The following is a 21,241-nucleotide window of genomic DNA, read 5'->3' as shown; positions in this document are numbered from 1 at the left end:
TTGCCGTCGAGATTCCAAGAACGCCAATTACTCGACCTCTCCAGGCCGAACGGCAGTCCACCACCCAGGCGACGGCACGTGAGCGGCCACCGACTAAAACTGGAGCGGACCGACATTGATGAATTTGGTGGAGTTCCAGTCACTTCGGCGGCGCGAACATTCCTGGACATCGCGCCATTACTCACCGTTGATGAGTTAGTGGTTGTAGGGGATCAGATTGTCTGTTGCCACCAACGCAATAATGGCCGTGTCAGAATCGCCACGGTGGAACTCAACGTCTTGCAGGCTTACCTTGCCCAGCACACGGGTGCCCGTGGCTATACCAAGCTGAGGGCGGCTATGGAACTTGTCAGAATCGGAGTGGACTCAGCGCCAGAAACTCGGTTGCGGCTGACCATCAACCGATCAGGCCTGCCAGAATTCCAACCCAACTACAAGATCATGGACGACGCCGGACACTCGCTGGTGGAACCCGATCTGGCATGTCCCAAATACAAGACTTGCGCGGAGTACGACGGACTGCACCATGATTCTCCAGAACAGCAGGCCAAGGATCGCGATCGGGACTTTATTACCCAATCATTGGGATGGCATCAAGTGGTGCTCCGCCGAGAGGATATGCGCAATGGCGGGCTCATTGCGGTGACCAAGCTGGCCCGGATGCTGGTGCGTGGCGGCTGGCCGGATCCGCAGAATCTAGCCAACCGGTCCTTGCTGGGCACTCTCAACGTCCGCAAAGACTTCAGCTAGGCGGCCCAGTCAACTTTTCGCGGCCAAAGATCCACGCCGCAACCCCTGACCCACCGGTCAGTGTCCACATAACGTACGCTCAGCGCCCAAAACGGCCCCGAAACGTACATTAAGTGGACACTCGAGGCCAAACCTGAGAAATCGATCCCCGAAACCTGACGCTCGGCCGCGAAACCGGGCAACTCGAGGCCAACCTGGGGATTTCGAGCCCCGACCCGGATCTTCGAGCCAGAAACGGAAGTGTTAGACGTCGCGGGAGACCACGGCTTCGGCAAAGCTGGCCAGAGCCGTCTTGACGATTCCCTCGGGCAGCGGTGCCAGTGCTGCGATGGCAGCATCGGACCATTCGCGGGCAACGGCCCAGGATTCCATCGTGACGGGGTGTTCGCGCAACGCGGTTACCGCCTCAGCAAGTGCTTCATCGCTGCTCAGATCACCATCAACCAGCGCTAGTACGGCGGCAGCGTCAGCATCGCCCGCGGCAGCAGCGTTACGCAGCAACAGAACAGGGAGCGTGGGGATACCTTCGCGCAGATCGGTTCCGGGTGACTTTCCCGAAACCTGCTTCAGCCCGGTCACGTCGATGACGTCATCGGCGAGCTGGAAAGCGACGCCCACCTTTTCGCCGTATTCCAGCAGAACCTCTTGGCCTTCTTCTGAAACACCGGAGAAGATGGCACCAAGCTGACCCGAAGCAGCAACGAGCGATCCGGTCTTGTCAGCAATGACGGAAAGGTAATGCTCAATGGGGTCTTCGTCCTCGCGCGGACCAACGGTTTCGTGCAGCTGACCAAGGCACAGACGCTCAAAAGTACGGGCCTGAATTTCCAAAGCACGGCCACCCAGAGCCGAGACCAGGATCGACGCGCGAGCAAAGATGAGGTCACCTGTCAGAATCGCAACAGTGTTGCCCCACACCTCATGGGCGGTGGGAGCGCCGCGACGGAACGGCGCCGAGTCCATCACATCATCGTGGTAGAGCGTGGCCAAGTGGGTCAGTTCAACCACGACGGCGGCCTGCACCACTTCGGCCCGGTTCGGGTCTCCGAGGTGTGCAGCAAGCAGCACCAACAGCGGGCGGATGCGTTTGCCGCCGGCTTCCACCAAGTGGCGGCTGGTGGCATCTGCCAAAGGATCGGAATGGGCGATTGCTTCACGCAATACCTTTTCCACCTTTGCCATGCTCATGGAGATGGAGGGTCCCAGTTCCGGGTCCTCTGCCACGGCATTGAAACCGGACGGCAGTTGCAGCCCGGTGGCAATGGCCATGGTGCTGGGATTGGGATCGTGTGATTCGGGGCGTCCTTGCCCGGCATGGGTCCAGCTGTGGTTCGCGGAAGTAGTCACTGCTCAACACTAACTATTGGTAGGGATTGTTGCTTGGATGTGCGGGTAATGTCCTGATTGCTGGTGGCAGGGACGAGCTTCTCCAGTAGATGAATCACTCTATCCTCAAAACCGCGTTTATCCGTGTCGGTCAGATTCGTCATGAGTCGGACAACAAAACGCATCAGCACCGGAACGCTCATGCCCGAGCGCAGGGCCAGTTTCATGATGGTGGGATTGCCAATCATGGAAGCAAATACCCGGCCTAGCGTGAAGTGGCTGCCCCACTGTTCACGCACCAGCGTGCCGTAGTTGGAGAGCGCGTGATCGGCGGCCAACCGCGAGTTGGTGCCAGCTGCCCGAACAATGTGCTCAGCTGCAAAGCGGCCTGATTCCATGGCGTAGGAAATACCCTCGCCATTGAAAGGACTGACCATGCCTCCGGAATCTCCCAGCAGCAGCAGTCCGTCCGAGTAGTGCGGGGTGCGGTTGAAAGCCATGGGCAGGGCCGCTCCCCTGATGGCACCCACCTGGTTTTCCGGGGTAAAGCCCCACTCACCGGGCATGGAGGCCGTCCAATCGCGCAGCACTGCACGGTAATCCAGCTTGCCGAACTCCTTGGAGGTGTTCAGGATACCCAGGCCAACGTTAGAGGTCCCGTCACCAACGCCAAAGACCCAGCCGTACCCTGGCAACGTCCGGCCATCCGGTGCGGGCAGTTCCAGCCAGCCTTCCATCCAGTCATCCTCGTGACGGGGAGACGTGAAGTAGGTACGGTAGGCAACACCCATGGGCCTGTCATCACGTTTCTCAAGCCCCAGGGAGAGCGCCGTCCGGGTGGAGTTCCCATCAGCAGCCAGCACCACATCGGCGTGGAAGTCAGCGGTTTCGCCCGTCTTCCGGCCAGCCCCATCCAAGAGTGACGCCCTGGCACCTACGACAGTTCCGGCGTCGTTAGTCAGGGCCTGCGTCACCGAGTGGCCCTCAAGGATCACGGCTCCGGCGGCACGCGCATGGCTGGCGAGTGATTCATCAAAGCCCAAACGCGTCCGGATAAGTCCGTAGTTGGGGAAGTCGGTGAGCTCGGGCCAAGGCACCTCGATCTGACGGCCACCGGCCACCAGGCGCAGGCCCTTGTTGCGGCGCCAGCCTTCTGCGGGGTCGTGCGGCAGGCCCATGAGCTGCATTTCACGCACGGCACGCGGGGTGAGTCCGTCACCGCAGACCTTTTCACGCGGGAAACGGGTCTTCTCCAGCACGGTGACCTCGATCCCGGCGGACGCCAAGTGCCAGGCCGCGGTGGATCCGGCGGGACCGGCACCTACTATCAGTACCTTCACGGTGGGTGGGGTTTCCTTACGGTTAGCGAGTGACTAGCGAACGGGTTAGAGCACGGGGTAATGCACGGTTTGCGAACGGTTAGTGCGCACCGGCAGCGTTGCCAGGGCCGGTCAGCGGCTTCACGGCACGGTGAACAGCCACAATGCCGCCGCTCAAATTCCTGTAGGCCACCTTGTCCCAGCCGGATTCGGTGAGCCACGCGGACAAGTTGTCCTGATTGGGCCAGACCCGGATGGACTCCGCCAGGTACACGTAGGCGGCTGGGTTAGAAGCTACTTTTTTGGCGATGGGCGGCAGGGCGCGCATCAAGTATTCGGTGTATACGGTGCGGAACGGAGCAAAGGTAGGGTGTGAGAATTCGGCCACCACCAGTTTTCCGCCGGGTTTGGTCACGCGCAGCATTTCACGCAGTGCCTTCTTCGGATCCGCCACGTTGCGCAGCCCAAAGGAGATGGTGGAGGCGTCAAAGGAGTTGTCTGCGAAGGGCAGGTTTGTGGCGTCTCCGGCCACGAAGTCAATGTCCGGGCGTCGGCGCTTACCAACTTTAAGCATGCCTACTGAGAAGTCGCAGGCCACCACGTCCACGCCGGCGTCGGCAAACGGTTCGCTCGAGGTGCCGGTACCGGCGGCCAGGTCCAAGACCCGCTGGCCGGGCACGGTGCCCACGGCGTCCACCACGATGCGCCGCCAGCGACGGGTCTGTCCTAAGGACAAAATATCGTTGACGACGTCGTATTTAGGGGCCACCTCGTCAAACATGGCAGCCATTTCTTCCGGACGCTTCTCCAAAGATGCACGGTTCACTCCCTTAGTCTCTCAAACTTTGCCCGGCTTCGCGCATTGTGGAGGCGTGCCGGGGCCGCTTGTGGGCCATCACACCGCCAGTACGCCGAATTTTGGCCCCTCAGCGAGTAATCTGGACTCATCATGACTGATTCCCTTTCGCTGCGCGCCCTCACCCTGGCCCTGACACCGGCAACGCTGGCGGAGCTTGGCATCGTTGTACCCAGCGCACTTTTGGACTCGGGCTCCACTGATTCCCCGGACGGGCCGCTGTGCTGGTTGCGCCGCGGCGAAGGCCTGATGGGCTTTGGCGAAATCGCCTCCTTCACTGGCACCGGTGCCTCCCGCTTTTCCGACGCCGAACAGTGGTGGAAATCCCTCCTGGCCACCGCGGAGGTAGACGATTCCATCCGCATGCCCGGCACCGGAGCCATGGCTTTTGGCTCCTTCGCCTTCTCCACCACGAGCGCCTACGAATCCGTGCTGATAGTCCCGGCCCTAGTGGTGGGCTTCTCCGCGGGCACCGCCTGGCTGACCCAGCTCTCCTTGGACGGCATCACGCCCACCGAGAAATCCGCACTGGCCCTTCTGCGGCAACTGGGCTCCTCTTCCGCTCCCTCGTCCTTTGAAAGTTCGACGCCGGGCACCCCCTCGGCGGGCACCGTTCGCTCCGGTGCGCTCAGCGAAGAACAATGGAAGGACTCCGTCCGCTCCGGCGTTGCGGCCATTGCCCACGGAGGCTTGGAAAAAGTGGTCCTCGCTCGCGATGTGCTCGCAACACTCGAGGAACCGGTGCGCAGAGTTTCAATTCTGCAACGATTGGTGGGCCTGTACGACGAATGCTGGACCTATGGCGTCCGCGGTTTGGTGGGGGCCACGCCCGAGATCCTCATCAAAGTGGACGGCTCCACAGCCCAGGCTCGCGTACTTGCCGGAACCCTTGACCGTGAAGACGAACCGGCCGGTTCCACCGGCTTTGCCGACTCGGTTTTGGGCGGCTCCATCAAACAGCGTCAGGAGCACGATTTCGCCGTTCGCTCCCTCATCCGGCAGCTCGCCCCCTTTGCCACAGACATGTCTTTCCCGGCGGAGCCATTCATTTTGGAACTACCCAACGTGTGGCATTTGGCATCCGATGTGAGCGCCCAGCTGGCCAGCTCCAACGGGCACGTGCCTACGTCTTTAGCCCTAGTTGAGGCCTTACACCCCACTGCTGCCGTGTGCGGAACGCCTCGGGAAGAAGCTGCAACTCTCATCCTCCAGCTGGAACAGATGGACCGCGGACCCTATGCCGGTCCTGTCGGCTGGCTCGATGGGGCTGGCAATGGCGAATGGGGTATTGCCCTGCGTGGAGCGGTGTTGGAGGATTCTCACAGCGTGCGTCTCTATGCCGGCGCAGGCATCGTGGAAGCCTCCGACCCGGAGGCGGAACTGGCTGAGACGTGGGCAAAACTTCGGCCCATGCTGCAGGCCCTAAACCTGCCAAACCACCCTTAGATCACCCTTGACAGTCCGGGATTTCAGACAGTAATCCCCCTGAATCTCTTGCACGGGATCACAGAAAGTTGTTCAATAGTGAAATCTTGTTGACTGTGAGGCAAGTCACCGAGGGTTACACTAGATGTCAAATGCTGGCTCCTTAGGGACTACACAAAGGGTAAAAAATGCACAACTCTTCCAAGCTGGGCCTGCGATTCGCCGCCGTCCTCGCCGTTGCGGCTCTCGGACTGACAGGCTGCACCACAGCGTCACAAGATGGCGGCACGGAAAGTAGCTCAGGAGCTTCGCAAGCTGCCGCTTTCGATCCCACCACGGTGGCCAAGGATGATGCCCTCATCGCGTTGCTGCCAGCATCACTGAAGGACAAGGCCACTCTTGAAGTAGGCTCCGATACTTCCTATGAGCCAGCCGAGTTCCTGGACAAAGATGGCCAGACTCCCATCGGCTACGACGTGGATATTGCCAAGGCCATCGCGGCCACGCTCGGCAAGAAGGCCGTTGTCCACACGGCTGACTTCTCCTCAATCATTCCCAAGATCGGCAGCGCCTACGATCTGGGCATCTCCTCCTTCACCATCAACCCCGAGCGCTCCAAGGCTGTGAACTTTGTCAGCTACTTCAACGCTGGCGTTCTCTGGGCCGTGCAGAAGGGCAATCCCAAGGGCATCAGCATGGATGACCTGTGCGGCAAGAAGATCGGCGTCCAGACAGGCACCGTTGAGGAAGATCCGGATGTCAAGGATCGTTCCGCCAAGTGCGTGGCTGACGGCAAGCCGGCCATTGACATTATTTCCCTGAAAAACCAGACAGACGTCACCACGCGTTTGGTTGGCGGCACCATCGACGCCATGAGCGCCGATACCCCTATCATCAACAACGCCTTGGCCAAGACCAACGGCCAGCTGGAAACTCTCGGCGAGACGTATGATTCCGCCGAACAGGGCATTGCCATCGCCAAGGATGACGCAGCCTTCGCCGCAGTCATTGAGAAGGTCATGAACAAGCTCATCGAGGATGGCAGCTACACCAAGATTCTTTCCACGTGGAACAACCAGGACGGCGCATTGACCAAGTCCGTCTTGAACCCGACGGCGGGCTAAAGCCTTGAGCCGACGATCATCATTCCGGGCTTCCCGCGGCCCGGGCTCGGACGTGGAATTGATTGACGCAATTCCCGTCCGGCACCCGTGGAGGTGGGTGGGCGCGGCCGTCATTCTGCTGGTGGTTATTCTGGCCATTCAGTCAATGACGACCAATCCCAAGTTCTATTGGGGCACGTTCCGCACCTATGTTTTTGATGTTCTTGTCATTCAAGGTGTGGGTTGGACGCTGGTCCTGACCGTTTCTTCCATGGTCATCGCCATAGTGTTGGCGATCTTGTTGGCGTTCATGCGCCAATCAGACAACCCCTTGTTCAGGTACGTCTCCTGGGTGTGGGTCTGGTTCTTCCGTGGAACGCCCGTCTACACCCAGCTGTTGTTTTGGGGATCTGTTGGCGTGCTTTACCCGAAGATCATTCTCGGAGTGCCGTTTGGGCCTGAGCTACTTTCTTGGGACACTGCCACCGTCATCAACGCCACAGTCGCCGCCATTGTTGGTTTGGGTTTGAATGAATCCGCCTACCTGGCAGAGATCTTCCGCGCTGGTCTGAAGTCCGTGGACAACGGCCAGATGGAAGCCGCAGAGGCCCTCGGTATGCGCCGTTCCAAGGTCATGTGGCGCATTATTTTGCCCCAAGCCATGCGCGTCATCATCCCGCCCACAGGCAATGAGACCATCGGCATGCTCAAGACCACCTCGCTGGTCTTGGCCGTTCCTTTCACCTTGGACCTGACGTTTGTGACCAACGCGTTGGCCAGCCGTACGTTCCTGCCTATCCCACTCCTCATGGTTGCTGCGTTCTGGTACCTGGTCATTACCTCGGTATTGATGGTTGGCCAGTATTACGTTGAACGGCACTTCGGCAAGGGAGTAGATAACGTTATGAAGGCGCCGGTCAAGGTGCCGCCACCGGCCGCAGCTGACCCAATCATGCTTCCAAGGGGGAACAACCTTGCCTGACGCAACCCACACATCCGCTGAACAAGCCGCCCAACCCGTCACAGTGAAACCTCTGGTAGAGATTCAGGGCGTCCATAAGTTCTTTGGCGATCACCACGTGCTCAAGGGCATTGACATGACGGTCAAGCCGGGCGAAGTTTCCGTAATTATTGGCCCGTCAGGTTCAGGAAAGTCCACCCTGCTCCGCTGCATTAACCTTCTGGAAACTCTCAGCGCAGGCCGCATCTACGTGCACAATGACCTGATCGGCTACCGGGAGGTCAACGGTAAACTGCACGATCTGAACACCAAACAGATCGCGACCCAGCGCCGTGAGATCGGCATGGTGTTCCAGCGTTTCAACTTGTTCCCGCACAAGACTGCCCTGCAAAACGTGATTGAAGCACCTACCCAGGTCAAGCGTCAGTCCAAGGCAGCCGCGAAGCTGAAGGCACTGGAACTGTTGGAGATGGTGGGCTTGTCCGACCGCGCCAACTTCTACCCATCCCAGCTTTCCGGCGGGCAGCAGCAGCGTGTTGCTATTGCCCGCGCACTAGCCATGGAGCCGGAGTTGATGCTCTTCGATGAGCCCACCTCCGCCCTTGACCCCGAACTAGTGGGCGACGTTCTGGAAGTCATGAAGAACCTCGCCAAGTCCGGTATGACCATGATCGTGGTAACTCACGAGATCGGCTTTGCCCGCGAGGTAGGCGACACCCTCACCTTCATGGACGGAGGCGTCGTGGTAGAGAGCGGTAACCCGCGCGAGATCATCGCCAACCCGCAACATCACCGCACCAAGGAGTTCCTCAGCCGGGTACTCTAACGGCCAATGCCGGGGTCTCGGTTCCCTCGCGGGCAGTAAGATTTTCTCGGTCGCTGAGCGACCTTGGTAAGAGATTTCCGAGGGTTCCCCGCTGAGCTTGCGAAGCGAGGGAACGAAATCACGCCATCCCCGCTCCGGGAACCGGGACCCCGGCTGTTTTCGGCTTCGGTTTCCCTGCGCCGTGCCTGTGGCGCCAGGTGCTTTCGGCTTCCGTCTCCCTGCGCCGCGCCTGTGGCGCCAGCTGTTTTGGCTTCCGCTTGCCCGCTTCGGGCCTTTGGCGCCAGCTGTTTTGGCTTCCGCTTGCCCGCTTCGGGCCTTTGGCTCGGTCCGGTCCGGCTCCTAGATGATCACGTTCAGGGCCGCGGTGAATCCGGCTGATACTGATCCGGCGGTTGACGCAAGTTGGTGGATGCCGCCGTCGTCCCCGAAAACCATGTCCCGCGCCAAGGGCGTTTTGGGGAAGTTCTGCTGACTGGATTCGTATCCGGCTGAGGCGTAAACCTCGTTGCAGGAGGCCTCAGTCATGGCGATTTGGGACGTGCGCAGGATCTGGCCGGCCGCTGTGGCGTTGGACATGGACTCGAACACCTCGAAATGGATGTGTGGCCACCGCCCGTTGTAGGCCCCGGGGAAGATGGTGGTGAAACTCAGCTGGCCATTGGCATCGGCCTCCTGAACTCCGCGCAAGAAGTTCTCGTTTTCCAACCCCTGATCGTAGAGCGAGTATTTGCCGTCGCGGGTAGCGTGCCAGACGTAGACGGCGGCTCCCCCCAACGGTTTGCAGCCCTGCGCGTTGTCCAAAAGCGTCAACGTCACGGTCAGCGGTATGCCCTCCGCCTTGGTGGTGGAGGCGCCGAAACTGGAGACGATGTTTTGCCGGACCACCCCGGATGCCGTGAGGACATCGGGGCCGTTGGAGCCGTCGGCCGGGTAGGGACCGCCGGTTTCTTCCGGGGTATCCACGGAGTTGGCCGTGCATTCCGCCAACGCCCGAGTGACCTGAGCTGTGGGCGTGGCGCTTGCACTCGTGGCTGTTGCGGCGGTGGGTGCCGCCGAAGCTGCCGTGGTGCCGCTCCCGGCGGCGCTGCTAGTACTGGTGCTGGAGCCGCCCTCTGCCGGTGAACAGGCTGCAAGACTGGCTGCAACACCCGCGCCCAGGACCAATCCCAGAGTGCGGCGACGGCTCAACATGGTACCTAGATCGAATTCGAGGCCCTTGTCGTGATGGGGATGCGGGGAATTTGTCATGCCTCTACTTCATCAGGAAAGCGTTGACTCTGGCTATGCCCTACCTGAGCAAATCCTATGTATTGCTTGCGGCTCAGCTGGTCGCTATGGCCTCGGCGATACTGGCGTGGAGCTCCCGCAAGTCACCCCGCCCAGCAGCAACAACCTCAATGACGCACGGCCACAGCACAGGAGCGGCCAGCGCCTTGGCCAGTTGCTCCGGGGTGCCGACCGAAACGTGGCTCCAGCCAAAGGCCGCAGCCAACGCCCCCAAACTTGCCGTATGGGGGGTCCCAAAGAACCGTTCGACGGTGGCTGTGTAGTCCGGTGCCTCGGCCAGCTTTCCATGCTCCAAAACGGAGAAGATCCCACCACCGCCATCGTTCAGGACGATGACCTGGATCTGGGGCAGTGCCTCCAGGGGGCCAATGTTCAGGGCGCCGGAATCGTGCAAAAATGTCAAATCACCCAGGAGCACTCGCGTTGTTTTGCCGGTAGCCAGCGCCAGTCCCGTTGCCGTCGAAATGGTGCCATCAATCCCGGCCAAGCCTCGGTTGGCGTGCACGGCAGCCCCGTTTTTCACGGTGGGCTGGCCGGCCAGATCTGCGTCACGGACCGGATTGGAGGAACCAAGCATGAGGATGCTGCTGGTATCCATCTGAGCCGTATCCCAGACTGCTCGGGCAAGCTGCAGGCCATTCAGGGTGCTTTCGGCGGCGAGTTGTCCGCGACCTGGTCTCCCGGCTGTGTCCTTGGATGTGCCAGCCACTACAGAGTCGAGGGCTGACTCGCCCCGTTCGCCTGCCTCCTGCCAAGCCTGCAACCATCCCTCGGGGCCCCTCCCGGCAAAGCCCAGCAGCTGATCCCATTGGGTCAGGATTAGTTCAGTGCGGCGCCCGGGCTCAAACCACGGCACAGGTTCCGGCACGAAGAGTGCCCGTTCCAGATCCGTGCGCGCCATTAGGGCGCTAATTTGGCGCGACAGTGTGGGGCGTCCGAAAACCACCACTCGTTCGATGGGAAGCGCGCTCTCTGGTCCAAATTTATCCAGCAGCATCCGGTACGGGCCAATAGCATTGGGCCCAAAACGAGCGTTGGACGAGGGCTCGGCCAGCAGCGGCAGGTCAAGCATCCGGGCAAAGTGTTCGGCCTCGGGACCGGCTCCATGTCCGGCAACAACTACCGTTCGGTGACTAGACGAGGGACCAGATATGGGACTAGAAGAGGAGCTAGGGAATGGCCGGAGCGGGGCCTCTGCGAGATACTCGGCGCCAATGCCGTCTCTGGGCCCGGGAGCCACTTCGGCGCCGCTGACTGCAGCGGCGGTGACGGCTTCGTCCGAGTCTGCAGCTGACACGGCCTGAGCTTTCAGGAGGAGCTCATCCGCGATCCCAGCCGCGGCGTCAGGAGCCTCGATGACCGGAAGCAGCCGCTCCCATTCGGAACCGTCCAAGGCGGGAGTCAGCGGGTCCCGGAAGGCCAAATTGACCTGCACCGGGCCAGCCGGGATGCCCTCGAGCCGTCCAAGAGCAGCCGTAAGGGCGGTGGATACTGCGCTGGTGGGATCGTTCCCAGCGGGAACGTCGGTGGCGAAGCGCACATGGTCTCCGAAGAGATCCAGCTGGAACGTGGTCTGATTCGCCCCGGTGCCACGCAGCTCCTCGGGACGATCGGCGGAGAGCACCAGCAGCGGCACCCCAGCGTGGTTGGCCTCCATGACGGCCGGGAGCAGATTGCCCACGGCAGTGCCGGACGTGGTCACAATTGCCGCGGGGCCCTTGGCGCCCAGGGCCAGCCCCAGAGCGGTGAATCCGGCCACGCGCTCGTCAATTCGCACATGCGCGGTGATCCGCTTATCGGCTTGTGCCTCGGCCAGGGCGTACACGAGCGGGGCGCTGCGAGAGCCGGGGGCCACCACCACGTGGCGCACTCCTGCACGTTCGAGCGCATCAACAACATAGCGGGCAGCATCCATCGAGCTCAGTAAAGTCACACCACTAACTGTAGCCACCCACAGCAGGGTGCCGGGCGCTGAGCGAAGGCCCTCCCGGGACTCAATTCAGGGAATCGCCCCACACGTGTTCAAAGATCAAGTTGGTTTGGGTCGCGGCCACGGCTGGGTTGGAAGAGAGGTGCTCGAGGACGAATTCCCGGACATGTGCGGTGTCCCGAACCTTAACGTGAATCAGGAAATCATCCGTGCCCGCCAGCACAAAGAACTGCGAAATATCTGCCACAGACCGAAGGTCCTCGGCAAATGATTGCATCAGGTGCCTGGCACCCGGCCGCAGCCGCACACTGATGAGAGCCTGCAGCGAGCGCCCCAGTGCCTCCGGGTCAACGTCAATGGTGAAGCGCTCAATGACACCTGTTTCCTTGAGCGCCTTGAGCCTGGCCAGACAGGTGGAAGGAGCAATCCCCAGGGCATCGGCCAGCGACTGGTTGGTGGCGCGTGCGTCCGCCACCAAAAGACTAAGCAATTTGTGGTCCAGGGCGTCCAAAGGCGGCCGTATTTTCTTCGGTTCCGGCATGGCAATGCCTCCTTGACGCTGCGGAAATCTTCCACTTATGCGCTTCTGTCCGTAGATTCTACGCGGACTATGGCGAAGATGAACAGAAACTGCAACCCTTGTGACACCCACCACAGCAGCTTTCAAAGGAAAACCCATGATCGTCTCAGTCCCCAAAGAAATCAAGAATAACGAGTTCCGCGTCGCCATCACCACGGCCGGAGTTCATGAGCTCCGGGAATCGGGGCACCAGGTTTTGCTTGAGGCTGGCGCCGGCGTCGGATCGGGCATCAGTGATGAGGACTATGCGCTGGCCGGGGCAGAGATCGTCGTTGATGCCGATGAGTTGTGGGCACGTGCGGACATGGTTATGAAGGTCAAGGAGCCCATCGAATCCGAGTACAGCCGGTTCCGAGAAGGCCTCATCCTCTTCACGTACCTCCATTTGGCGGCGGAACCGGAACTCACGCAGGCACTGATTGACGCTGGGGTTACGGCAATCGCCTACGAAACCGTTCAGACCGCAAACCGCTCGCTTCCGCTACTGGCTCCGATGTCAGAAGTGGCGGGACGACTTTCCGTGCAGGTGGGCGCGGCATCCCTGATGGCCCCCGCCGGCGGCCAGGGGATTCTCTTGGGCGGGGTTCCAGGGGTCCGTCCAGCAAAAGTTGTTGTGCTCGGTGCCGGGGTCGCCGGGTCCAACGCGGCAGCGATGGCCATGGGATTGGGCGCCGATGTCACCATTTTGGACATCAACACCAACCGGCTCCGTGAACTTGATGCGCAATATCAGGGCCGCCTCAAGACCGTCGCGTCCAACAAATATGAGGTGGAGAAGTCAGTCATTGACGCCGATCTTGTTATTGGCTCGGTCCTCATCCCCGGGGCGAAAGCCCCCAAGCTCGTGAGTAATGATCTGGTTTCCCGGATGAAGCCCGGTTCCGTGTTGGTTGATATTGCTGTGGATCAAGGCGGCTGCTTTGAGGACAGCAGGCCCACCACCCACCAAGACCCGACCTTCAGGGTGCACAATGCCTTGTTCTACTGCGTGGCCAACATGCCTGGCGCTGTTCCCAACACCTCTACCTATGCACTGACCAATGTCACCCTGAGGTACGCACTTGCCTTGGCCAATAACGGTGTGGCAGCGGCACTGCACAATGACCGGGACCTGGCCCTGGGCCTAAATGTGATGGGCGGAAAGGTGACGCACCCTTCCGTGAGCAGCGCACACGGGCTTGAGCTATGGGCGTGGCAGGACCTCCTACAGCAGAGCGTGGCAGCGGCGTAGACGCTCCATCCACCAATCGCGGCGTTCGGCGGGTGCGGCAAAGAGCTCCAGCAGCTCGGGGTTGGCCACCACCTCGCGTGGGTGCATTCCGCCATCCTCTGCCACCAGGCTTGGCTCGGAAATATCACCGGCCATGAGGGATACCGTGCCAAGCCCGCAAGCGTAGGGAAGTTCGGGCAGCGCAGCGGCAAGCGCCAAGCCGGTGCTGATACCCACCGAGGAGTCCAGCGCAGAGCTCACCACCGCAGGCAGCCCCGCTTCAGCCACAATTTCCAAGGCGCGGCGCACGCCACCCAGCGGCGCGGCCTTGATCACCAAGAGGTCCGCCGCCCCAGCGCGGGCCACGGCGAGCGGGTCTGTGGCCTTGCGGACGCTTTCATCCGCCGCAATGAGTACCGAGCCGTTCACAGCCCGGCGCACAGCGGCCATCTCGGCAATACTGGCCACCGGCTGTTCAGCGTATTCGAGCCCGAACACGCTGAGCAGCCGCAGTGCCTGCACCGCCTGATCCACGTCCCAGCCGCCATTGGCGTCAATGCGAATCTTGGCTTCCGGCAGTAAATGCCTGACGGCGCCAACCCGCGCGGCGTCCTCACGCAGCGACTGGCCTGCCTCGGCCACCTTGACCTTCACCGTTTGAGCCCCGTCAAAATTCGCAAGTACCTGCGGCACTTGTTCGGCGGAGACAGCCGGAACCGTGGCATTAACCGGCACCCAGTCACGCACGGGGGCGGGGTGCCCAAGCCAGCCCGCCTCCAATGCCGAGGCCAGCCACCTGGCCGACTCGACGTCGTCGTACTCTACAAACGGGGAGAATTCGGCCCATCCGGCAGGACCGGAGAAGACCATGACCTCGCGCACCAGCACGCCCCGAAATTTCACCTTCATGGGCAAGGCGACAACGTGGGCGTTGGCAAGAATTTCATCCAGCGGGGGGAAAGTCGGCATGATTTCACTGTACCGCGATGGTCAGCGAGCTCCCATGAACATGTGGGAACCTTAAGTCAATGAATACCCACGCTGCCCAGCAACGCGCCCGATCCGGCGGTTCAACCCCCGCACGCATCGCCGCCTGGCCTTTTGTGTTTGCGGCGATCATCAGCTTGGCCGGGATCATCCTGAGCTACCGCTTCTTCGTCAACACCACCACCGGCCAGTTTTTTGACGAGTCCGCATTGGTTGAGGCCGCCGTGGCGCAGTCCAAAATTGGGCTCCAAACGGCCAAGGTGCTAGACCTTTTGCCGGTTACCTCACTGGTGATCGCCATTGTGGTGGTGCTCTTTGTCACTCTGGTCAGGCGGCGCTGGAAGGCGGCCGGGATCGCACTGGCTGCGATGGTTGCCGCCAATTTGTCCACCCAACTGATCAAGGCTGGCCTGCCCGATCGACCTGATCTGGGCGTGCCAACGCTGGCCTTGAATTCGCTGCCGTCTGGGCACAGCACGCTGGCTGCCAGTGCCGCAGCCGCCGTGTTCCTGGTGGTCTCCCCCCGGTGGCGTCCCGCTGCCGCATTTGTGGGTGGCAGCTACGCCGTTCTCGCCGGCATCTCCACCCTCATCAACCAATGGCACCGCCCGGCCGACGTCCTTGCCGCATTCTTCGTCGTGGCGTTCTGGACGTCCTTGGCGGCGCTGGCCGTCATGCGAACGGGGCCAAGCTGGAACGTGTGGTTGGGTTCGCACATGCACTGGGCCTCGGGCCGCGGATGGGTCCTGATCACGGCCATTTTGACACTGTTTTCCGGGCTGGCAGTGGCCCTGCTCGTGTGGCAGTTATCGGCGCCCGAGGCCACCAGCACCACCAAATACTTCCTTGCGGGTGTGGGGCAAATTGTGGTGGGCGGCTATGGTTTGACAGTTGCCGGTACGCTGCTGCTGACCTTGCCCGTACGACGCCGGTCCAAACGTTCTTAGCGCCCTGGACTTGCGCTGGGGTGCTTAGCGCTCGATGACCTTGTTGCGGGGAATGGAATATCCCAAGACTGCTGCCGCTGCTAGTCCCAGCACTCCGGTTGCGGCAATTCCAAAGGACAGCGTGATCAAGGCCGTCAGCCCCGCAAGGATGGCTGGTCCGCTGGATCCGCCAATATCAGCCATGAACCGCCAGATGCCAAGGAATTGAGCCCGGCCGTGCCGCGGAGCGTAGTCGGCCCCCAGCGTCATGATCAGCCCTGATCCGATGCCGTTGCCAAACCCAATCAACAAGGCCACCATCAGCAGTGATGTGGCTCCAATTGTCAGCGGCATCAAGAGCAGAGCGGCACCCATGAGGACCATGGACGGGATGGCCACCCAATTACGCCCCTTCTTATCCATGACCTTGCCGGCCGGATAAAACACCAGCATGTCGATGGCGCCGGACAAGCCGTAGATCAGGGATGTGGCGGCTGGACTCAGGCCTAAGTTATCGGCCCACAAGGGCACCACCACTTGCCGGGCTGAGCGCACCGCACTCACCAACAGAATTCCGATCCCCACGCTGAGCAGGAGAGACCGATGAGCCGCCACCAAGGAGCGCACTGTTGGAGCCGGGCCTGTGAACCTCTCATTCTTGTCACTGACCAGATCTGGCAGCCACAACGCCAGAACGCCAGCGCCGGCTATGGCAACTGCGGCCACCCAATACGCTCCGGAGATTCCCACCAGGTGAATCACCAGCGCACCAATGAACGGTCCGGCGAAGAGACCGATCCGCCCCACGCCGCCCAATGTGGACATGGCTCGGGCGCGCATGAGCGGCGGCACGGCTTCCGTGAGATAGCTCTGACGGGCCAAGTGGAAGACGGCCGAGGCTGCGCCGATAAGCAGCACGCCGATGGCAAAGAGCCACAAATCGGTGGCGAAAACACACAGCAACAGGGCTATCAGGCTGAGCACCGCTGCCCCGACCATGCCCAACCGCTCACCGAACTTGGCGGTGAGCAAGGAGGCCGGAATGTTACAGATGAGCGAGCCAATGCCAATCAGTGCCACTACTAAGGCTGCACCCGCCAGGGACGATCCCATGTCACGGGCACTCAGCGGAATGATGGGTAAAATGGCACCTTCACCTATGCCAAACAGCAGCGACGGTCCGTACGCCGGAACGGCAATTGACCAGAGGCTGAATTCGTTAGGCTGCGCTGATTTTTTCACTTCCCCCACTGTAGCCCTGCGGTGCTCATGGTGAGGCGCTCGGGGTGAGCGGCCGCTCAGCGGGAGGCGGTGCTCAGAAGGCGGTGCTCAGAAGTGCGGCAGCCTAGGCTCTGGGTCCCGCCTCCACGGTCTCGGCGAGCTTTGCGGCAAACGCAGCATTCACGGGCTGGCCGTGGCCTGGCACCATGACCGGATAAGTGGCACCCATGCCGCCAAGTTTGCGCAGGACGGCCGCCCATTCGATCGGGAACGATCCCTCAAATTGCGGCTTCGCGCCTTCTTCCAGCACGTCGCCGGCAAAAAGCACACCGGGGGCGCCCACCATCAGATCACCATTGGTGTGACCGCGGCCCAGGCAGAATAACTCCACGTTGACCGCGCCAAGGTCCAGCACCACCGGTGCCCGTCGGATCAAATGCGTGGGCAGCACAATCTCCGTCTGCGACCCCGAGCCGGCAGCCATCTCAGGTTCCAGGCCCGCTACCTCTGCCCGCTGGGACTCCCCCGTTTCGGCCATGCCGCGAGCGGTGGCGGTGTGGGCCCAAAACTGAGTACCGACGTCGGACAGGGCCCCTTCGGCACGGAACACGGCATTGCCGAAGAAATGATCCCAATGAGCGTGGGTGTTGGCAATGACGAGGGGTAGCGGCGTCAGCGTGCGCACCGCGGCGAGGATCTCGGTGGCATGGCGTGGTCCGGCGCCAGTATCAACCACCAGCGCTCGCTCGGAACCCACCACCAGACCGATGTTCACCAGGGCCCTGGCGGAATTGCTGGCCAGCACAAAAATTCCGCCGCCTAGCCTCCTCCATGGATTCGCCAGATGGTTTGTCATGCTCCGACCCTAGCCCTACCCGGTGCTGTGCGGCTGGTGACAGGCCGCTGACGACAGGTGGTTACGGTGGGGCCTGCGAGGTTACAGATCGGCCAGCACGCCGGCCGGGTTTTCCACGGCGTCGGCCACGAATCGCAGGAAACCCGCGGCAACGGCGCCGTCACAGACACGGTGGTCAAAAGCCAGCGTCAACTCGGTCATCTTGCGCACTCGCAGTTCTCCGTCAACCACCCACGGCTTGTCAATGATGCGCCCCAGTCCCAGCATCGCGGCCTCGGGATAGTTGATGATGACTGCCGAGCCGTCCACGCCCAGCACCCCGTAATTGTTGATGGTGAACGTGCCACCGGACAGCTCCGCGGGGCTCGCCCTACCGGCCCGGGCGGCAGCCGCCAGCTCAGCAATGGCACCATCCAGCTCCCGCGCCGTACGCCCCTGCGCGTTCCGCAGTACCGGCACCATCAGACCCCTCTCAGTCTGCACAGCAAAACCGAGGTTGATCCCGGCATACGAGACGAGCTCGTCAATACCATCACGATTTTCCAGTGACATATTCAGTTCCGGAAAATTACTAAGCCCCGCTGTCACAAATCGTGACAGCAGCGCGAGCACGCTTGGCGCGTTCTCGCCCAGCCCGGCACGCAATTCCAGCAGGGCTGTGGCGTCCACATCCACCCAGACAGTGGCCTCCGGAATCTCCCGCCGGCTGCGCACCAGTGACGCGGCCGCGGCCTTTTTCATGCCGCTGAGCGGACGCCGCGCTGTCACCGTCAGACCCGTTCGTTGATGGACGACGCCGGACACCTCCTCCGCGCCTTCCCGCACGTCCCGCTCATTCAGTGGCTCACCTGTCTCCGGCTCCTCCTCCGATGGTGGCGAGCCAATGGCAGCAACCACATCCGCGCGAAGGATGAGCCCAGCCTCGCCCGACCCCTGAAGGTCCACCAGCGCGATCCCGTGATCGTTGGCTAGTTTCCGGACCACCGGGGAAATGACCAGCGGCGCACTACGGGCCGCGGTGGCCAACGATGGCCGGCGACGACCAGTTCCGGGCGCCTCGGAGGTGCCGTAGCCAATTAGCACGTTGCCAGAGCCTTCCGGTGCCACCTCCGTTTCAGTCTGCGATCCCGGCGCGGCAATGGTGATCAATGGTTTGCCAACCGCCAGAACGTCCCCTTCTGCACCGTGCAGTGTTGTGACAGTTCCTTCATAGGGTGAGGGAACTTCCACCACTGACTTGGCGGTTTCAACTTCAGCGATGGGTTGGTCAACCTCCACTCGCTCTCCGACGGCCACCAGCCAGGTCACGAGCTCCACTTCAACGAGTCCCTCGCCGAGGTCAGGGAGGAGAAATACCTGCCCGCTTGTCTGCACGCTCATGAATGCTCCCATTGCAGTTGGTCCACGGCGTCCAGAATCCTGTCAACGCCGGGAAGGTAATAGTGTTCAAGTTTCGGTGCCGGGTAGGGGACATCGAAGCCTGTGACCCGCAGCACCGGCGCTGCCAGTGAATGAAAACAACGCTCCTGAATTCCGGCCGCAATCTCTGCTGCCATCGAGGCGAAACCCGGAGCTTCCGCAATGACCACGGCCCTGCCGGTGGCGCGGACAGCGGCATCGATGGTCGCCTCGTCGTAAGGGACCAGGGACCGGACATCAATAACCTGCAGCGAGCGGCCCTCCGCGGCAGCAGTTTCCGCGGCGGCGAGCGCTGGCGCCACCGACGGACCGTAGGCGATGAGCGTGGCATCAGTACCAGCCCGGATCACGGCCGCCTGCCCAATGGTTGACTGGCTGGCGAGCGCACCTCCCGTACCGGCGGCAGAGGCATACCGTGCCCGCAAGTCATCCACGTCCACGCTGCCCTTGGAAAAGTACAGCTTCTTCGGTTCCATGAACACCACAGGGTCCGGGGAGGCAATGGCGTCTCGCAACAAAATGTAAGCATCTGAAATGGTCGACGGCGTCAGAACAGTCAGTCCCGGAGTCTGAACGTAGTAGCCTTCCGAAGAATCGCAGTGGTGCTCCACTCCCCCTATCCCGCCGGCGTAAGGGATGCGGATGACAAGGGGCAGGCGGACCCGGCCTCTGGTGCGGTTGCCCATCTTGGCCACATGGCTGGCGATCTGCTCGAAGGCTGGGTACGCGAAGGCGTCAAACTGCATCTCCACCACAGGCCTCATGCCGTTGATGGCCATGCCCGTGGCCATCCCGACAATCCCGGATTCGGCCAACGGTGTATCAAAGCATCGTTCCTCACCGAAACGCTTCTTCAGCCCGTCAGTGATACGGAATACCCCGCCCAGGGTGCCCACGTCTTCACCGAATACCAGCACTGTGGGATCTTCTGCCATGGCGTCTGCCATGGCCAGGTTCAGCGCCTTGGCAAAGGTCAGCTCCTGCCGTCCGGAGATTTCCACCGGCGCCAGGGCCGGGACTGCAGTCATGACCTCGCCTCCGTTCCATGTCCACCAGCAGCGGTAGTGGCAGAAGCAACCGCCACAGCCGCCAGTTCCGCGGCCAGTTGCCGGCTCTGCTTGCGTAGTTGCGGTGTGGGTTCGCTGTAGACGAAGCGGAACATGTCCAGCGGATCAGGCGAACTGGGCGCATTGAGCCCATCGCGCAGCTGTTTCGCCACGCCATCCGCAGCCACAGTGAAAGTCTCTTCGTGCTCCGAACCCAGCTCTCCGGCGTCGGACAGGTATTTGCGCAGGCGCTTCAAAGGATCCTTGGGCACCCATTGCGCCACCTCCTCGGCGGAGCGGTAGCGGGTGGAATCATCGGCATTGGTGTGGGCTTCCATCCTGTACGTGTGCGCCTCGATGAGCGCCGGCCCGCCACCTTTTCGCGCACGGTCAACTGCTGTACCCAGCACCGTCAGCAGCGCCGCCAGGTCATTGCCGTCAACGCGCTCGCCGGGCATGCCGTAACCAATAGCCTTGTGGGCCAGGGACGGGGCAACGTTTTGGTGGATGAGCGGGACCGAAATTGCGTATTGGTTGTTTTGGATGAGGAACACGGCAGGGACGTGGAAGACGGCGGCAAAGTTCAGGGCCTCGTGAAAGTCGCCCTCACTGGTGGCCCCGTCGCCGCACATGGCCAGCACCACGGTGTCCTCGCCGCGCAATTTGGCCGCATGTGCCACACCAACGGCGTGCAGCAATTGCGTGGCCAGGGGTGTGGTGGGCAGCGCTGTGTTGTAGTCGTACGGGTTGAATCCGCTGTGCCAGTCACCGCGCAGAGATTCGAAGGCTTCCGCGGCACTCACGCCGCGCCCCATGATGGCGACGGTGTCCCGGTAGCTGGCGAACAGCCAGTCGCTGCTCTCCAGCACCATCCAGGCGGCTACTTGGCAGGCCTCCTGCCCCAGCGAGGACGGATACACGGCCATACGTCCTTGCCGCACCAACGCGCCGGCCTGCTCATTGATCCGCCGCCCAAGCACCAATCCCGCATAGCCCCGGCGCAAGGTTTCCGCCGAAGGCATGGGATAGCTGTCCTTAAAATTCCCGGCGCTGTGCCCGTCTCCACGGTGGCGTATGGCGCCCTCAGGGGTGATCAGCTGCACCGGATTCTGGGAGGGCAGCAGGTATTCACCATGCTGACCGGTCAGCAACGCCGCATTCCCCGGGTGGTCCATAAATTCTGGGTGGTTCGTCATTGAACACTCATTCCTTC

General features: G+C 61.7%; 19 protein-coding genes. 7 read left to right on the top strand and 12 right to left on the bottom strand.

Annotated elements, in window-relative coordinates; genetic code table 11:
* Positions 1–78 precede the first annotated feature (78 nt).
* A complete protein-coding gene (locus CXQ93_RS08680; RefSeq protein ID WP_258068773.1) occupies positions 79–750 on the top strand; it encodes an endonuclease domain-containing protein in 672 nt (223 codons plus the stop codon).
* 243 nt (positions 751–993) lie between these two features.
* On the opposite strand, the gene CXQ93_RS08675 is transcribed toward CXQ93_RS08680, so the two are convergent.
* From CXQ93_RS08675 to CXQ93_RS08665, 3 genes are all read right to left on the bottom strand, one after another.
* On the bottom strand, positions 994–2,097 hold the full coding sequence (locus tag CXQ93_RS08675; RefSeq protein ID WP_104110043.1) for a polyprenyl synthetase family protein: 1,104 nt from the start codon (positions 2,095–2,097) through the stop codon (positions 994–996).
* Entirely contained in the window at positions 2,094–3,416 is a 1,323-nt protein-coding gene (locus tag CXQ93_RS08670; protein WP_104110042.1) for a geranylgeranyl reductase family protein, read from the bottom strand. The genes CXQ93_RS08675 and CXQ93_RS08670 overlap by 4 nt, the downstream gene beginning before the upstream one ends.
* 79 nt (positions 3,417–3,495) lie before the next feature.
* Positions 3,496–4,221, bottom strand: a complete 726-nt coding sequence (locus CXQ93_RS08665; protein WP_104110041.1) for a demethylmenaquinone methyltransferase — start codon at positions 4,219–4,221, stop codon at positions 3,496–3,498.
* A gap of 279 nt (positions 4,222–4,500) precedes the next feature.
* Between CXQ93_RS08665 and CXQ93_RS08660 the strand changes: the two genes are divergently transcribed.
* The 4 genes from CXQ93_RS08660 (at position 4,501) to CXQ93_RS08645 (ending at position 8,566) form a co-directional block, all read left to right on the top strand.
* The gene (locus tag CXQ93_RS08660; RefSeq protein ID WP_258068793.1) at positions 4,501–5,697 is read left to right on the top strand and encodes an isochorismate synthase MenF; all 1,197 of its coding nucleotides are present in this window, start codon (positions 4,501–4,503) and stop codon (positions 5,695–5,697) included.
* 167 nt (positions 5,698–5,864) lie between these two features.
* Positions 5,865–6,800, top strand: coding sequence for an ABC transporter substrate-binding protein (locus CXQ93_RS08655; protein ID WP_104110039.1), 936 nt, complete (start codon positions 5,865–5,867; stop codon positions 6,798–6,800).
* 52 nt (positions 6,801–6,852) lie between these two features.
* Positions 6,853–7,761: an amino acid ABC transporter permease gene (locus CXQ93_RS08650; RefSeq protein WP_258068772.1), complete on the top strand. Its 909-nt coding sequence runs from the start codon at positions 6,853–6,855 to the stop codon at positions 7,759–7,761.
* Positions 7,754–8,566 carry an amino acid ABC transporter ATP-binding protein gene (locus CXQ93_RS08645; protein WP_306299971.1) on the top strand — a complete coding sequence of 271 codons (813 nt, stop codon included), beginning with the start codon at positions 7,754–7,756 and terminating at the stop codon, positions 8,564–8,566. Before CXQ93_RS08650 ends, CXQ93_RS08645 begins: the two co-directional genes overlap by 8 nt.
* A gap of 339 nt (positions 8,567–8,905) precedes the next feature.
* Here the strand turns inward: CXQ93_RS08645 and CXQ93_RS08640 are convergent, their stop codons facing one another.
* The 3 genes from CXQ93_RS08640 to CXQ93_RS08630 form a co-directional block, all read right to left on the bottom strand.
* Positions 8,906–9,814, bottom strand: a complete 909-nt coding sequence (locus CXQ93_RS08640) for an intradiol ring-cleavage dioxygenase (RefSeq protein WP_104110038.1) — start codon at positions 9,812–9,814, stop codon at positions 8,906–8,908.
* A gap of 73 nt (positions 9,815–9,887) precedes the next feature.
* The gene (gene menD / locus CXQ93_RS08635) at positions 9,888–11,768 is read right to left on the bottom strand and encodes a 2-succinyl-5-enolpyruvyl-6-hydroxy-3-cyclohexene-1-carboxylic-acid synthase (protein ID WP_104110037.1); all 1,881 of its coding nucleotides are present in this window, start codon (positions 11,766–11,768) and stop codon (positions 9,888–9,890) included.
* A 79-nt stretch (positions 11,769–11,847) separates the two neighbouring features.
* Entirely contained in the window at positions 11,848–12,324 is a 477-nt protein-coding gene (locus tag CXQ93_RS08630) for an Lrp/AsnC family transcriptional regulator (RefSeq protein ID WP_062286497.1), read from the bottom strand.
* Positions 12,325–12,460: 136 nt separating this feature from the next.
* On the opposite strand from CXQ93_RS08630, the gene ald reads away from it, so the two are divergent.
* The gene (gene ald / locus CXQ93_RS08625; RefSeq protein ID WP_104110036.1) at positions 12,461–13,594 is read left to right on the top strand and encodes an alanine dehydrogenase; all 1,134 of its coding nucleotides are present in this window, start codon (positions 12,461–12,463) and stop codon (positions 13,592–13,594) included.
* Here the strand turns inward: ald and CXQ93_RS08620 are convergent.
* On the bottom strand, positions 13,568–14,542 hold the full coding sequence (locus CXQ93_RS08620) for an o-succinylbenzoate synthase (protein ID WP_104110035.1): 975 nt from the start codon (positions 14,540–14,542) through the stop codon (positions 13,568–13,570). The two genes, ald and CXQ93_RS08620, sit on opposite strands and share 27 nt — an antisense overlap.
* A 59-nt stretch (positions 14,543–14,601) precedes the next feature.
* Here CXQ93_RS08620 and CXQ93_RS08615 point away from each other — a divergent pair, with 59 nt between their 5' ends.
* Positions 14,602–15,507 carry a phosphatase PAP2 family protein gene (locus CXQ93_RS08615; RefSeq protein ID WP_104110034.1) on the top strand — a complete coding sequence of 302 codons (906 nt, stop codon included), beginning with the start codon at positions 14,602–14,604 and terminating at the stop codon, positions 15,505–15,507.
* Between the two features lie 24 nt (positions 15,508–15,531).
* On the opposite strand, the gene CXQ93_RS08610 is transcribed toward CXQ93_RS08615, so the two are convergent.
* The 5 genes from CXQ93_RS08610 to CXQ93_RS08590 form a co-directional block, all read right to left on the bottom strand.
* Complete coding sequence (locus tag CXQ93_RS08610; RefSeq protein ID WP_104110033.1) at positions 15,532–16,728, bottom strand: MFS transporter; 1,197 nt, start codon at positions 16,726–16,728, stop codon at positions 15,532–15,534.
* Between the two features lie 103 nt (positions 16,729–16,831).
* Positions 16,832–17,563 (bottom strand): MBL fold metallo-hydrolase, encoded by a 732-nt coding sequence (locus CXQ93_RS08605; protein WP_104110032.1) that lies wholly within the window; start codon positions 17,561–17,563, stop codon positions 16,832–16,834.
* A gap of 81 nt (positions 17,564–17,644) precedes the next feature.
* Positions 17,645–18,943, bottom strand: a complete 1,299-nt coding sequence (locus CXQ93_RS08600; RefSeq protein WP_258068771.1) for a dihydrolipoamide acetyltransferase family protein — start codon at positions 18,941–18,943, stop codon at positions 17,645–17,647.
* A complete protein-coding gene (locus CXQ93_RS08595) occupies positions 18,940–20,010 on the bottom strand; it encodes an alpha-ketoacid dehydrogenase subunit beta (RefSeq protein WP_104110030.1) in 1,071 nt (356 codons plus the stop codon). Before CXQ93_RS08595 ends, CXQ93_RS08600 begins: the two co-directional genes overlap by 4 nt.
* Positions 20,007–21,203, bottom strand: a complete 1,197-nt coding sequence (locus tag CXQ93_RS08590; protein ID WP_374953397.1) for a thiamine pyrophosphate-dependent dehydrogenase E1 component subunit alpha — start codon at positions 21,201–21,203, stop codon at positions 20,007–20,009. Before CXQ93_RS08590 ends, CXQ93_RS08595 begins: the two co-directional genes overlap by 4 nt.
* Positions 21,204–21,241: the final 38 nt, after the last annotated feature.

The organism is Arthrobacter sp. N199823, from assembly GCF_002929705.1.
Taxonomy (GTDB): domain Bacteria; phylum Actinomycetota; class Actinomycetes; order Actinomycetales; family Micrococcaceae; genus Specibacter.
This window is presented reverse-complemented; position numbering and strand designations above follow the sequence as displayed.